This is a genomic window from Enterococcus sp. CWB-B31 (genome assembly GCF_020567645.1).
Taxonomy (GTDB): domain Bacteria; phylum Bacillota; class Bacilli; order Lactobacillales; family Enterococcaceae; genus Enterococcus_L.
This window is the reverse complement of sequence record NZ_JAJDJW010000027.1, coordinates 14052-27730: the sequence shown is the minus strand read 5'-3', so window position 1 is coordinate 27730 and position 13679 is coordinate 14052. Positions and strand designations below refer to the sequence as shown.

Genomic DNA, 13679 nt, shown 5'->3' with positions numbered 1-13679 from the left:
TGTCTTGCGACAAGTAATAATATATCAAGTTTCTTCGCTCAGGTCAATCAAAATATGTCATTTTTTACAACTTTTTTTCAATTCCGATCAATTCCCAATACAATTGACTTTTCATTCGTTTTTCCAACGATTTTATAGATATACATCTTTATTTCCTCTTCTTTATTTTGCATTTTCAGAATACACGATTCTTTTCTGTATTCTATTCATTTAAAAGCTGCGAAAAAAGCTCAAATTCATCTGTTTCACTTATCTTTATGCTTCCTTTATTTGTAAAACCATTATTCCTATAGAAATAAATCAGCTTTTTATTGGAAGAAATGCAGTCTAATCTTAATTCAACAGCAATTGATTCAAAATAAACTTTGATTTTTTTCAGCATTTCAGTACCATAATTCAATCCTCTGTAATCAGGATGAACAATCAACCGATGGATATAAAATATTTTTTCCGCTTGTCTACTTACCTTCCACAACTTCTGATCCCATAATGTAGGAGTATTCCAAACTGCTGCCATCCCTACTATTTTTTGATTTACAGTAAAGAAATAAACATCCCCACGCTGTACAGCACCTTTCAAATCATGTTTATCTGTTCCTTCAAGAACATCAGACCATTGTTGACTCCCTTTACTCTGCAACCATAGAGCAGTATCCTTCATTATGTTTATCGCTATATCAGCTTCTTCTTTTAATACTCTGTGCATTTCCATTCTGTGTATTCCTTTCTTCTTCATTTTATTATGATTAAAGAGAAGCAGGTTAACCGCTGCTTCTCTTTAATCACATACTATTTAAGTATTAAAACATCGGCATGCCTGCCATATCATAGACAGACAGCAGGGCTTTAAGTTTAGAAGGACTTTCCCATCTATATGTATCATTTTTTATCAGGTCTGCTTTACTCTCTTCCATTTCAAAAACAAATAGGGGCAAATCTTCTGTTTCACTGTGTGCATTTGTTAATTCAACTAAGCTGATTGAAGTTACATCCAATTGAATGTTCTTTTTGAAATGCTGTAAAATACTCGCTAATCCTGTCATATCTTCCAAAACTTCAGTAGTAACAAACTCAGATGTTTTTCCTACAGGGTGAATAAGAAATTTTTTCGTTCCATCATGCAGGTTCAGCATGATTGTTCCAGCCACTCTTTTATTAGACAAAACGTTCACCTCAACTGATTATAGTTTTCATAAATATAGGGAATTGTATCATATTTTCTGGAAAAAAACAGAATTATTTTATAAGCAGCTCATCCATTGCTTCATCAATCCATTTAGGCAGTTTCTTTTCCAATGTTGTAAAACCTATTTTTTTATTTTTATTGGTAAAGTATTTTTTTCGGCGATAGCCAGCTTGCAACATCTCATTCTTTAGAGTCCGGAGAGAAAGACTGATTTTTTGGGAATACTCATCAATATCAATAACCTGTACTTGTATTTTATCTCCCACATCCAATACTCCATGGATATTTTTAGTATAGCCTACCTGAATTTCAGAAACATGTATCAATCCCTGTGTTTTTCGATCCAATGAAACGAAAGCTCCATACGGTTGTATCCCTGTAACAGTTCCATCTATAGTCATTCCAATTTTGTATTGCACATGTCTCCCTCATTTCTTCTATATAATAGATGTTTCCATCCAATCAGTTCTTTTAAATCATATCATGTTCCAAAGTTTCTGAATAGAATTTTATTTCGAATTCAGCTTTTTCATTTATCTTTTAGCAAATCTACTTTATACTTTCAATAAGAACATCTTAACAATCTTATATGTAAAGGAGTAGAGCAATGGTAAATTTTGATCATGTATATGAAAGAAAAGGAACAAATTCTGTTAAATGGGATGCTGTTAATAAAATGTACAAAGAAGATGATTTGCTTCCTTTATGGGTAGCTGACATGGATTTTAAAGTTCATCAGCCTATCTTGGATGCGATGATCAGTTATATTAATCAGGGAATCCTTGGTTATACAACTTCCTCTGACTCTTTATATGAAGCAGTTCAGACATGGCAGAAAAAAAAGCACAATTATATAGTAGAAAAAGAAGCAATTTTATTTAGCAGTGGTGTGGTTCCAAGTGTAGCTATAACTATACAAGCATATACTGAAGTTGGTGATGCAGTCCTGATTCATGATCCTGTTTACCACCCTTTTGCTAAAGTCATCAAGAAAAATAAGCGGAGAGTGATCCGACATTCTCTAATAGAAGTAGATGGTAAATTTCAAATAGATTTTGAAAAAATGAAAGAAGCCATTCAAACAAATAATGTGAAGTTATTTATTCTCTGTAATCCGCACAATCCAGGCGGACGTGTTTGGAGCATTGAGGAGCTGAAAAAAATTGGAGAGCTTTGTGCCTCTCATAATGTCTTGATTATCAGTGATGAAATTCATCAAGACTTGATTTTTACACCGGCAGAATTCACAACATTCAATAATGCTGATCCATCATTCAAGGATTTTTCAATTACATTAACTGCTGCTACAAAAACATTTAATTTAGCAGGTATCAAAAACTCAATGGCTTTTATTCATAATACTGAATTAAGAGCAAAATTTAGCAACATTCAGGAAATAAATCAGCAGACTGAAATTAACACGATAGGTCTAATCGGTACAGAAGCTGCCTATCGCTGTGGAGAAGAATGGCTGGATGATCTTTTGATTTACCTGCAAAAAAACATATCAACTGTAGAAAAGTTTTTACAATCAGAAATGCCTCTTGTTAAAATAATGAAGCCCGAGGGAACCTACCTAATCTGGTTGGACTTTTCTGCTTACGCTCTCTCTGATAAAGAGCTTGAAAATAAGCTAATCAAAAAAGGCAAGGTTGTGCTTAACTCAGGGATATCATTCGGTCCAAAAGGCAGTCAGCATATGAGGCTGAATATTGCTTGTCCGAATGCTACTTTGCTGGAAGGTCTTGAGAGAATGAAGACGTCATTTCAAGCTGATTGAGGGTTTGCACTGCTTAAAGACTGAAATAAATAAATTAAAAAAAGGGGGTGTGACATTAGTGTTATGTCTTAACCCCCTAAAATTGAATAAACAGCAGTACAGTCTTTATATGTTTCTTTGGTTAGCTATCTTTTTGTATAGTATAATGCATTGATTTTATTTCATAAAATCAGTCTTATTCTCAGTTTGCATACTATTCTACAAATCTACAAAAAATTCCAGCATTAGCAGCTCTGGTAGTTCAAGATGAGCAAAACCTGTCCCATCCTCTTCTTTTTTATCCTTAATTATTCTGTAATTTCAACTGTATCAATAACAACATCAAATGTTGGCCGATCCTGTCCATCGCGCTGTACTCCAGCGATTTCATCCACGATATTCATGCCTTCTGTTACGTGACCGAAAACAGTGTGGCGGAAATCAAGCCATGGTGTTCCTCCATTTTTATAAGCTTCAATGATTTCAGCCGGAAAGCCCGCACCTTCCAATTGTCCCAACATATTTGCAGGAACATCCTGCTTGTTCACGATGAAAAACTGACTGCCGTTTGTGTTAGGTCCTGCATTTGCCATGGACAAAGCCCCACGCAGATTGAAAACATTTTTTGAAAATTCATCTTCAAACTTTTCTCCGTATATGCTTTCGCCGCCCATTCCGGTTCCAGTTGGATCTCCCCCCTGAATCATAAAATCAGGAATAACACGATGGAAAATAACACCATCATAATAGCCTTTTTTCGCAAGCTCAACAAAGTTTTCTACTGTTTTGGGTGCTTGTTCAGGGAACAATTGAACAGTTATATCCCCTCTGTTGGTTTTGATTATCGCTTTTGGTCCTTTTACATTTTCTAAGTCTAACTGTGGAAATTCACTCACAATAGTTCCTCCTTAAGTAATATTACTAGTTTTATCATACCGAATATTCAGAAGAATTGCCATTTTATTTCCTTAGATTAAGTAAAGCTTTATCTCCTTCACAAATAATCACTTGCTTTTTTTGATTACAAATGCTACTTTGTGAAAAATGGGTACAATTCCATTTTATTTTATTGAATGATGATTTACTGATTTGGAGGAAACAAAATGTCTGAAACACCGGAAATTTATGATATTACAATTATTGGCGGCGGACCGATTGGTCTTTTTGCTGCATTTTATGCCGGCTTGAGAAAAGCCAAAACTAAGTTAATAGACAGCTTACCGCAGTTAGGTGGTCAACTGGCCACTCTATATCCTGAGAAATATATTTATGATGTACCCGGATATCCAGCAATTAAAGCGATTGATCTGGTTGCAAATTTGGAAAAGCAGCTTTCTGTATTTGATCACGATATTCTCTTGGAAGAAGAAGTCACAAATCTTACAAGAAAGGAAGACTATCTTGAAATAGAAACTACCAAAGGAACACATTATTCCAAAGCAATTATTTTAGCTGTCGGCAATGGCTCTTTTCAGCCTAGGCGATTAACAGTTGACGGTTCTGAAGCATTGGAAGGCAAAAACATTCATTACTACGTAAAAGATATAAACGAATTTGCCGGAAAAAAAGTAGCAATTGCCGGTGGAGGAGATTCTGCTATCGATTGGGCCTTAATGCTGGAGTCGGTTGCTGAGCAGGTCTCAATTATCCACCGGAGACCGGAGTTTCGGGGACATGAACATAGTGTAGAAAAATTAAAAAATTCAACTGTTCAAATTTATACCCCATACACTATTGATCAGCTTTGTTTGGAAGATAATTCTTTTAAAGGTATCCAACTAAAGCATACAAAAGAGGATGGCGGGTTTCACTTGCCTGTTGATTCGCTGATTGTTAATTATGGCTTCACATCTTCCCTTGGCCATTTAAAGGACTGGGGATTAGATATATCCCGAAATTCAATTACTGTAGATTCTGATATGTCCACAACACTTCCCGGAGTTTATGCAGTTGGAGATATTTCAACGTATATGGGAAAAGTTAAACTGATTGCAACAGGATTTGGTGAAGCACCGACTGCAGTCAACAATGCTTTACATTTCATTAAACCTGATGCGCGCACTCAACCTATGCACAGTACCAGCCTTTTTGAAAAGCTTGAACCTCATAAAGAAATTTTGCAAAACTAGTGTATTGACCAATTTAAACCTAAGCTATGCTTCTCATCCAAGAAATGTACAGCCGATCCAGTAGTATTACATATGAGACTGCTGGATCGACGACGAACATCCGAAGAAGGGTAGAAGCAAGCTTTTAATACAAGTTTAAAGCTGCTCCTTCTTGTTATTGAAGCATACAAGTTAACATTTTCTATCATTGAACATCATTTATAGACGATCTTTTAGTGTAATTTATAATTTGGTTAGAGCACTAGGAAAGCTGTCCATTAAAATATGCCCCGCCATTCAGGTTAATTGCAGATAACCCCTGGATGAACGCGGCATATTTTATTTTTAATTCATCTCTTTATGCCAGTCGATAATCGCCTGTTTCACTTTTTCAGTCAGATGCTCTGTTGACTGATCACTTATGCGCTCACCTTCAAACAGTACATAATAAGTTTGCGCGCACAATACACATTCATTCATACAGGAATACGTCACTACATCAGCATTTTGCTGGATGAATGAATCTTCTAAGAGAGCTGCTGCTCCTTTAGCCAGATTTTGCTCACAACATTCAATTAAAGGATTCATGTTCTTCTTTCCTTGCTTTTTTTAATACAATTATTATACCATTGATGTATTATAGTAAAAAAATAGTCTTGGAGGAAATAATATGGTTATAGAGGGAAATGAGTTAGAGCAAACCGCACGTGCATTGTTGAAACAAAGAGGGGTTGAAGTGAAAGATATTGCTGAGCTGGTCATGTTTCTTCAGGAATCTTATATTGATAAGCTTGATTTAGATATTTGTATAGAAAATGTAGAGGCGGTTCTCACCAAGAGAGAAGTTCATAATACTATTATCACAGGTATTCAGCTGGATATCCTTGCTGAAGAAAATAAACTGCTGCAGCCTCTTCAACAAATTTTGACAGATGATGAGGGATTATACGGAATTGACGAGATACTCGCTCTGTCTATTGTAAATGTCTATGGTTCAATCGGCTTCACTAACTACGGTTATATCGATAAAGTTAAACCAGGTATTCTGGCTAATCTGAACTCTCACGATGGTAAATCTGTTCATACTTTCCTGGATGATATTGTCGGCGCAATTGCTGCATCTGCCGCAAGCCGTTTGGCACATTCTCAGCCAAATAAAAGCAGAATTACACAATAAATTCATAAGACAACCCTAATTTAAAAAAATATATGCAAACAATTAACTGTATGGCGACCGAAAATCGAGCGGAAAGATTCTTTACAGGTCCTTTTTCCTACGATTAGTTAAGAGAGCTATTTGCGCTCTTTTGTGGATTAAAGCAGATTCAAACAAAACAAGAGTAGAGCCTGAATCTTCAATGATTTATTTTCTACTCTTGTTTTAATCGTTTTATAACTTAATTTGCTGATACAGCCATTTTTACGGCTTGAATTGCATTGAAGTGATGTATTTTATAAACAATCGTTTGTTCCTGCCATACAACAGAGTTTGTTTGATACTCGCCATTTTCTCCTACTTCCAGTCGAATGGTTCCATCTGTATTTGGTGCAGGAAGAGTATTTTCTTCCAAATAATTTACAACTTCTTTTCCTAAAGATACAGGATTTTCACCCTCAATATTGGAGGCTTTAATTGTCAGATTCCAGTTTCCCTCCGGCCAGGTCAGATAGCTGGAACCAGCTGCTCCCTGTTGGTAACCTGTCAAACCAAAGCCCAAATCAACTTCCTGTCCGCTGTAATCTTCCAACTTTCCAACAGCATTTTTTGCTTCATCAGCTGAATTAAAGCTCACTTTTTCAAAAGAAGCAATTGGTTTTAAGGAATTTAACTCTGAACTATTTACATTAATTGGTTGGTCTTCTGCATAATATAAAATACGAAAATTCGTTTTCTCTGTTATCGGTGTTGTTGCTGCACTGATATATTTTTTTGTATTGGCTGTCAAAATGAATGTAGGCAGGTTGTCTGCTGGAAAACTTGCAGCCAGTTGATCAAGTACCTGCTTTGCCTGTTCTTCAGGTGATTCAGTAGTTATTTCTGATGTAGATGCGCTAGAACTTGACGATGACTTTGGAGTTTCCGATGTTTCACCTGACTCGCTTTGATTCTTATCAGTACTATCTGACATACTTGTTGTGCTGACACTGGTTTTTGTAGAGCTATCCGTATTATCGGATCTATTTCTGCAGCCTGCGATCACTCCACCAACTATTAACAATGTCAGTGCTGATAAATAATATTTCTTTTTCATATGATCTCCTCCTCGTATTTGCAGACAATTCAAAATATATTCACCTAGAACCTCCAACTCTTTAAATATGAAAGGATTTATAACCTGTTTTTGTTCTCCTCCCCCCTTGTAACAACTTAATTATGTTATTTTAGGTGGCGAATCGAGCTCTTCACAGTGAGAATCATTGAGTTACAATGATTATTCTAGCACATTTCTTTGCTGCACTTTTTATCGTCGAAATGCTCAATGATAGCAGCTCTCTGTCAAACATTCATAAGCTCATACTATTCGTTCATCCTTAATAATGAAAGCTATCGATAAGCTTTCGTATAAACTACACCGATTATTTAATCGGTCAGTTTGTCATAGATTCTTCTGAATTACCATTCTGCAGCGTCTATAGTTTTTGAGGACTCAATTGAAGCATATCACACATCAATTTTTATGAAAAAAGAAAGGCTTATTTTGTTTTCATAAATAATATAATGATTCCTCCTCCAGAAGTAAAAAAGGAAAATTTTTAGCTATCTATTCTCAAATCATCTTCACTATTTCGTCAAATCCGGGAAGCTTCTATCAGTTATTCTTTGAAAATTGATAATAAATCCTTATTTTCTTAAGTGATTTATTAAAAAAATTGGTTTCTAGGAAAATACATCATATAATTTGACTGCAAAAAAAGAAGCAGGCTCTTCCTCCCTATCAAACAGGGATAAGCTGCTTCTCTTAGTGTATTGCAAATCAGTTTCCTCAAAAAATTTTTACTGAAAATCTATTATTTTATCTACTTTTGTTACAGTAAGTTTCTCAGTATCAAAATATCTCTGATCGATATTTTAATCATAATCTGTTGTCAGGTTATCAATACCTAATGCTTCCATTCTGCGAAACTCACTTTGGGGAACTCCCCACAAATGAACAGACAACCCTTTAGCCTGTGCTTTGGCAATCATATCAACTTTGGAAACAACTCCGCTATACTGAATATCCAGACCAGCATTTACACCTAAGCCACTCACTTTATTAATCATTTCAGTATCAATAGTATCGCCTAAAAGCTGTACCTGCATTTGAGGAGCGCGTTTCTTAATTTCCTGTAAGTTGTTAAAATCAAAGGAAATAACTACTGCCGTATTGGCAAAGCCATACTGATTAATCAAGCTTACCAGACTGTCATATTCGGCCCCAGATAAATTCTTAGCCTTCATTTCTATAAACGGGACACTCTGTTTGCTGCCCATTATTGTCAGATATTCTTCCAAAGTTGGAACAATCAACTGGCTTTGATCGTAAGATGACAGGTTCGCTCCTGTATCAATTCGAAGTTCTCTAATCTGAGCCAGAGTCATATCACTGATTTTTCCCTTACCGTTTGTCATCCGGTCAACAGTATCATCATGCATAATCACCCATTTTTTATCTTTGGTCAGCCATACATCTGTTTCAATTCCCCAGGAACTTGACTGCTGGAAAGAAGGCAGCGAGTTCTCCGGAGCAACCTGATGATTCCCTCTGTGAGCAACGTATCGTATATCATCCATCATTTCATTCACTTCAATGTCCTGAGAGGAAATATAGCCATCCTCTGTTTTATAAACTTTTTGATCTGAGTTAAAGACAACTGCAGTAACGTACGCCATACTATTGGATCCTAATTCACTAATTTTCTGAGTCAGTTTTCTGTCTTTAAACAGTGTTGTTTCCTGCAAAACTCTTATACGAACCGGATGAGTCATATTTATCTCTGTTGTACCTGCAGCACTTTGTGCACTCAAACCGCTCACCGTAGTCAGATAGGCTGAAGCAGTATACATGCCATTGGTAAAATTAAAATCTTCATAATCCAGCTGAACTTTATATGAATCATCCGCTTGTCGTTTGGCTTCATACCACCTCACATCACTTTGATCCTCTTTTGTCCAGACAGGAACTGAGAGTTTTTCTACATCCGCACGACTATCAACAGAAATATTTACATCAAACTGTCCACGTGCTGCCAACGTTCCATCTATTGTCGCCTGAATACTTGGCTCGTAAACAGTAAATTCTGCCAACAGAGCTTGTTCTACTTTTCCGCTCTTTTTGGTAATTATGATATCTGTTTGGTAATTACCTGTTTCCTGATGATTTTTTACCAGAATATCACTTTGCCATGTATTAGTAGACGGGTCATACGTTCCCTCATAGCGCTGGATATCATCAGGTCCATTTTTTAAGCCCCAAGTTAGAAATTCGACTCGCTCAATATGATACATGCTGGAAAGATCAGCAATAATTCGATAATTTGACTGTTTTTTATCACTATCAACCAGTTCAAAAACAGGTTTAGTTGCAGGCAGAATAAGCGACGTTTCCAGGCTCCCCTTCTGCACAACACTGGTAAGCAGCTTTTCTGAAAATAGTGGATTTACACGAATTTCACCAGTCTGAGCAAATAAATTCTCATTAGAATCAGTTAGATATCTTTGCGGATATATAAAATCCGGTTTAGATAATTCATATCCTTCATAAGAGGAAGCTGTCTTTCTATTTTGATAATCTAATCGATAATAAGACCAATAGCCAAAAATCACACTGACTGAAACAATGATCAACAGTGCTGAACCGTATGTCAGCCATAACTCTCGTTTTTCCCTTTTCTTCATTTCTGCCTTCTGAGCAGCTTTTTTCTTATTTTTATGTACTTTGGTGTGCTTTTTTTCCATTTTAAATCCTTTCACCATACAAAAAAGTTTATCTTTTCTCAAATACTATATAGAATCAATTCGGTATTTATTATTGAATCGGCTATACTATTATTTATTTTAATCAAATAATAGTATTCTTTAGTATAATATAACTAAATTAAATAACCTAGACCAAATTGAAAGATAATCTGGATTTTTTATCACTACCAATAAAAACCGACTTATAAAAAATAATTACGAACCAAAAGGTCAGAAAACATCTCTATTAAAACAAAATAATAATTAAGTTTTTTAAAATTTAATTAAAAAAACAAAAAAAAGAACACTGTTTCTAAACGTAAAATGCTGTTAATACTCCGTAATCCATTTCACTTCTAAACCAGTTGTTCTATATTAAAGATTTTTGGATAAAAAAGAAGACATTTATTTTCCTTTACAGTTTTAGGATAAAATATCTTCAAGAATCATTTTTAGTTTAAGCTTTTAGTTTCTAACATATTTCTTCTGGTTCCTTCTTGCTGTTTTAATCTGGTCACAGAAACAGTCAAACATTCTTTCTTCTCTTTTTCTATTTTGTTTGAACAGAAAATCTTTTACAGAAGCTTCTTTCATTTTTGAATCTAGATCGGAAAATAGCTCTAATGGAACCCAGTGTAAAAAAAGGGTACAGCCATTCCATAAATTACTAATAATATTCGAGGTACTTACTCTCATTTTATTAATCCCCCAAAAAACAAGTCCAATAAAGATGAAACCTATTACTAACCCAAATAATCAGCAACTGTGTTCATTCAAAATGCCGTTTTATCAGACACATAATAGGTTACACAATCCAGTATTCCTATTATAATCAAAATTGTCAAAATCCAGACAATACATTTCAAAGAGCTTCCGGATATAAAATTAATAACAAAATCGGCTGTTTTTTCATATAATTCTCCTGAGCAGCTATCTCCAAGGTAAAGGTAGAGGTTTTGCAGTTACTGCTTTATTCATCTGATTCCATAGCCAAAGATAACAGAGGAATGAATCGGATATTTCTGTTCCCTAACTTCATCATTGCTGTTTCCTTCCACCGTATAAACAGTCCCCTCTTCACATTTCACTACCAGCCCCACATGATCACTGATGCCATCTGATTCCCAATCAAAAAATATAATGTCGCCTTCACCTGGTTCGACTCCGCCTGGTTTCCATTTATTGTCTGCTTTAAATCGGTTGACCTCTGAAGGACAATATGAAAATCTCAAGTCACCTCCCCCTGCCTGATCCGCACACCATGAAACGAAAACAGCACACCATTCTACCCTAAAAGGGTAACCATACCATGACCAGAATTTCTGCCCGCCTTTATTGCCCAGCTCTTTCAATGCAATTTTTACTAAATCTGATTGATCATTATGCATGGGGGACTGTTCCTCCATTCCATGAAACGCTTTATACCAGTGTAACGCCAACTCCTGTCTTTCAGGATGATCTTCTCTGGGACGCTCTCTATTTTTCTCATAAGTTTGAGCAGCTGTTCTTACATCATCCAGCTGTTTAAATTCTGCAAAGGAATACGGATGGCTTTTTGTTGGAATATATCCTCTTCCCGGACCACTCAGTTCCCAGTCAATCACTTCTACCTGTACTGGAATTGTTTTATAATCCCCTCTAATCCCACTTTGTTCAAGCTGATTTAACAGCACTGATTTAGGCGTCCATTGAATTAAGCCATATCCATTTCCAGCTCCATGTTCATCTATGTCTGCGTTAAAAGTATGTCCGGTTTCCTGATCAATATTTCCAAGTATTCCTGCACGGGCAGCCTCTGAATATCCTTTTTCTCCTAAAAGACACCAGATCAGCCAGGCATTTTCTTCTGCTTGAGAACTTAGAACTGGCAGCAGTGGTTTGCTTTTCCCACGAGCTAAACTTCCACTGAAAAACAATAACACAAAAACAAATATGAAAATGGAGAAAACAATAATAGCTCCTAATTTTGGAATGACTTTCATTCAAGCCTCAATTCTTCAAGTTCCTGGTAAAACATCTGTCTCTCTTCTTCTGATGACTTCACGATAGTGCCTCTCTGTTTATCCCCTCTCAGGGCTACCTCTTCCTCTACTATATAATTAGAATTCTTCAGGCGTTTCAATCCTCCCTCTGAATATTGTCCGTAATCAGCTTCAACTAAGTTAGGACTAACATCATTTTTTTCAGCTTTTTCCATATATTTGTCTCCTGCATGAAACTCATTCGTTCGGTTTATTTCCTTCATAAAATCAGAACTTTTATCATCCTTTTGAATTTCCACTATCTGTTCATGTCGGACAGGAGCTTGATCAATAAATTCTGCCTTATTGTTTAAGCTGACTTCGTTGAAATATTCTTTCTGTATATCTTCAGCATGCAAGTGTAATTCCATTTCAGAAATTTCTCTAAAATGCATACCCACATGTTCCGATTGAATCATTTCAGCCGAATAATGCGACAATTCCCTTGGTCTATCGACCAGTACTTCAACATTTTTCTGATTGATCTTTAAAGATTTTAACATTTTTTTGTCCATCTGTTCGATATAAGTAATCCGTCTGCCTGTGATAAAACTTATTAGTTGATTTCTATATTTCACGACAATAATTATTACAACAGCTTTACTAAACGATCCCAGAACACTGCTTACCAGAGAACTACCTCCTGCCATTGCAATAATTGAATGATCAATAAGCATCATCATGAAGAAAAACAAATACATAGCCAGTGACATAAACATACCGACGAAAAATATCAGGAGAACCTTTCCTAAAAGATTAAATAGTGAACTGGAAAAGGCTGGAATCAGACTGATAATACTGAGTAGGGGCAGCGCCAGTACAAGACAAAGTACAATAATCTTAAGAAAAAAATTTAAACCCGCCATCAACATTAACGGCAGGCCAATAAATAAGTTGCTGACCCATGCATAAACCGAAATAAACCATTTGTCCAATGAACCGTCAGGTGTCATATAACGGTTTATTTTACTTTCTGCTTCAACCAGCAATTTTAACCCTTCCTTGATAGCTTGATCACTTGCCTGATCATCTGTATAAAGAAACTCATCAAATCGCTCTTCATGAATTGAAGTTCCAAAATTCACCATAGAAAAGGATTGTTGAATAGTCATCTTAAAATAAGCTTCTCTAATTTTTTTAACAGATGCGTCTGTTCCTGCTTCTATTTTTGTCTGTGAACCATCATTTTCCCAAAAAGGAAGCTCAACTGCCTTTGTCATAACCTGTTCAACTTCACCAAAAATACCTGCAATATCTTTCAGGTATTCGTCTCCATTTGAATAAATGACAAAGTTTACTCCTATTACCAGGAAAAGCGTAAGCAGCTTTCTGAAAGAGTCCTGAGGGCTTTTGAATGCATATATTAAGAAAATCATCCCCAAAGCAATGATAAATATTACTACACCCACTGTACTGAATAATGACTGATAAAGTGCCGTTGCGATGTTAAAGACACTGTCTATTGTATTTTCAAATACTCTGTTGCCCATAAAAATTTGGAGACTGAGATCCACCATTTGATAAATCCAACGATTTAGAACCAATCCTGTATTAATCAGAAAATTAACTAGCTGATACATTTCTTCGCTGCCGGAAACCCACCAATCACCTTTTGTATTTATAAGAGAGAGATAGGAATAAATTGAAAATTTCTCCATAATCAATA

The 13679-nt window shown here is 35.7% G+C and carries 12 protein-coding genes; 3 read left to right on the top strand and 9 right to left on the bottom strand.

From position 1 onward, the window contains the following. Positions 1-202 precede the first annotated feature (202 nt). From LI954_RS15665 to LI954_RS15655, 3 genes are all read right to left on the bottom strand, one after another. Positions 203-712, bottom strand: coding sequence for a GNAT family N-acetyltransferase (locus LI954_RS15665; protein ID WP_229441520.1), 510 nt, complete (start codon positions 710-712; stop codon positions 203-205). Positions 713-800: 88 nt separating this feature from the next. Then, a complete protein-coding gene (locus tag LI954_RS15660) occupies positions 801-1172 on the bottom strand; it encodes a hypothetical protein (RefSeq protein ID WP_229441521.1) in 372 nt (123 codons plus the stop codon). 64 nt (positions 1173-1236) lie between these two features. Next, the gene (locus LI954_RS15655; RefSeq protein WP_229441522.1) at positions 1237-1605 is read right to left on the bottom strand and encodes a CvfD/Ygs/GSP13 family RNA-binding post-transcriptional regulator; all 369 of its coding nucleotides are present in this window, start codon (positions 1603-1605) and stop codon (positions 1237-1239) included. Between the two features lie 188 nt (positions 1606-1793). Here LI954_RS15655 and LI954_RS15650 point away from each other — a divergent pair, with 188 nt between their 5' ends. After that, positions 1794-2966, top strand: a complete 1173-nt coding sequence (locus tag LI954_RS15650; RefSeq protein WP_229444947.1) for a MalY/PatB family protein — start codon at positions 1794-1796, stop codon at positions 2964-2966. Positions 2967-3253: 287 nt separating this feature from the next. Here the strand turns inward: LI954_RS15650 and LI954_RS15645 are convergent, their stop codons facing one another. Continuing rightward, positions 3254-3841 (bottom strand): peptidylprolyl isomerase, encoded by a 588-nt coding sequence (locus LI954_RS15645; RefSeq protein WP_202066838.1) that lies wholly within the window; start codon positions 3839-3841, stop codon positions 3254-3256. Between the two features lie 207 nt (positions 3842-4048). On the opposite strand from LI954_RS15645, the gene LI954_RS15640 reads away from it, so the two are divergent. Then, positions 4049-5074, top strand: coding sequence for an NAD(P)/FAD-dependent oxidoreductase (locus LI954_RS15640; RefSeq protein WP_229444946.1), 1026 nt, complete (start codon positions 4049-4051; stop codon positions 5072-5074). Positions 5075-5398: 324 nt separating this feature from the next. On the opposite strand, the gene LI954_RS15635 is transcribed toward LI954_RS15640, so the two are convergent. Continuing rightward, positions 5399-5641 (bottom strand): DUF1450 domain-containing protein, encoded by a 243-nt coding sequence (locus LI954_RS15635; protein WP_202066836.1) that lies wholly within the window; start codon positions 5639-5641, stop codon positions 5399-5401. Positions 5642-5723: 82 nt separating this feature from the next. On the opposite strand from LI954_RS15635, the gene LI954_RS15630 reads away from it, so the two are divergent. Then, on the top strand, positions 5724-6230 hold the full coding sequence (locus LI954_RS15630) for a phosphatidylglycerophosphatase A (RefSeq protein WP_202066835.1): 507 nt from the start codon (positions 5724-5726) through the stop codon (positions 6228-6230). Between the two features lie 220 nt (positions 6231-6450). Here LI954_RS15630 and LI954_RS15625 read toward each other — a convergent pair whose 3' ends face one another. The 4 genes from LI954_RS15625 to LI954_RS15610 form a co-directional block, all read right to left on the bottom strand. Beyond that, on the bottom strand, positions 6451-7305 hold the full coding sequence (locus LI954_RS15625) for a hypothetical protein (RefSeq protein WP_229444945.1): 855 nt from the start codon (positions 7303-7305) through the stop codon (positions 6451-6453). 818 nt (positions 7306-8123) lie between these two features. Continuing rightward, a complete protein-coding gene (locus tag LI954_RS15620; RefSeq protein ID WP_229444944.1) occupies positions 8124-9992 on the bottom strand; it encodes a glycerophosphodiester phosphodiesterase family protein in 1869 nt (622 codons plus the stop codon). A gap of 974 nt (positions 9993-10966) precedes the next feature. After that, the gene (locus tag LI954_RS15615) at positions 10967-11974 is read right to left on the bottom strand and encodes a phage tail tip lysozyme (protein WP_229444943.1); all 1008 of its coding nucleotides are present in this window, start codon (positions 11972-11974) and stop codon (positions 10967-10969) included. Next, positions 11971-13671 carry a hypothetical protein gene (locus LI954_RS15610; RefSeq protein WP_229444942.1) on the bottom strand — a complete coding sequence of 567 codons (1701 nt, stop codon included), beginning with the start codon at positions 13669-13671 and terminating at the stop codon, positions 11971-11973. Before LI954_RS15610 ends, LI954_RS15615 begins: the two co-directional genes overlap by 4 nt. Between the last annotated feature and the right edge of the window lie 8 nt (positions 13672-13679).

What these genes read in the sequence shown, in the direction of transcription:
- LI954_RS15650 (WP_229444947.1), top strand. Translation starts at nt 1,794, where the DNA reads ATGGTAAATTTTGATCATGTATATGAAAGAAAAGGAACAAATTCTGTT.
- LI954_RS15635 (WP_202066836.1), bottom strand. Translation starts at nt 5,641, where the DNA reads ATGAATCCTTTAATTGAATGTTGTGAGCAAAATCTGGCTAAAGGAGCA.
- LI954_RS15625 (WP_229444945.1), bottom strand. Translation starts at nt 7,305, where the DNA reads ATGAAAAAGAAATATTATTTATCAGCACTGACATTGTTAATAGTTGGT.
- LI954_RS15640 (WP_229444946.1), top strand. Translation starts at nt 4,049, where the DNA reads ATGTCTGAAACACCGGAAATTTATGATATTACAATTATTGGCGGCGGA.
- LI954_RS15630 (WP_202066835.1), top strand. Translation starts at nt 5,724, where the DNA reads ATGGTTATAGAGGGAAATGAGTTAGAGCAAACCGCACGTGCATTGTTG.
- LI954_RS15610 (WP_229444942.1), bottom strand. Translation starts at nt 13,671, where the DNA reads ATGGAGAAATTTTCAATTTATTCCTATCTCTCTCTTATAAATACAAAA.
- LI954_RS15665 (WP_229441520.1), bottom strand. Translation starts at nt 712, where the DNA reads ATGGAAATGCACAGAGTATTAAAAGAAGAAGCTGATATAGCGATAAAC.
- LI954_RS15620 (WP_229444944.1), bottom strand. Translation starts at nt 9,992, where the DNA reads ATGGAAAAAAAGCACACCAAAGTACATAAAAATAAGAAAAAAGCTGCT.
- LI954_RS15615 (WP_229444943.1), bottom strand. Translation starts at nt 11,974, where the DNA reads ATGAAAGTCATTCCAAAATTAGGAGCTATTATTGTTTTCTCCATTTTC.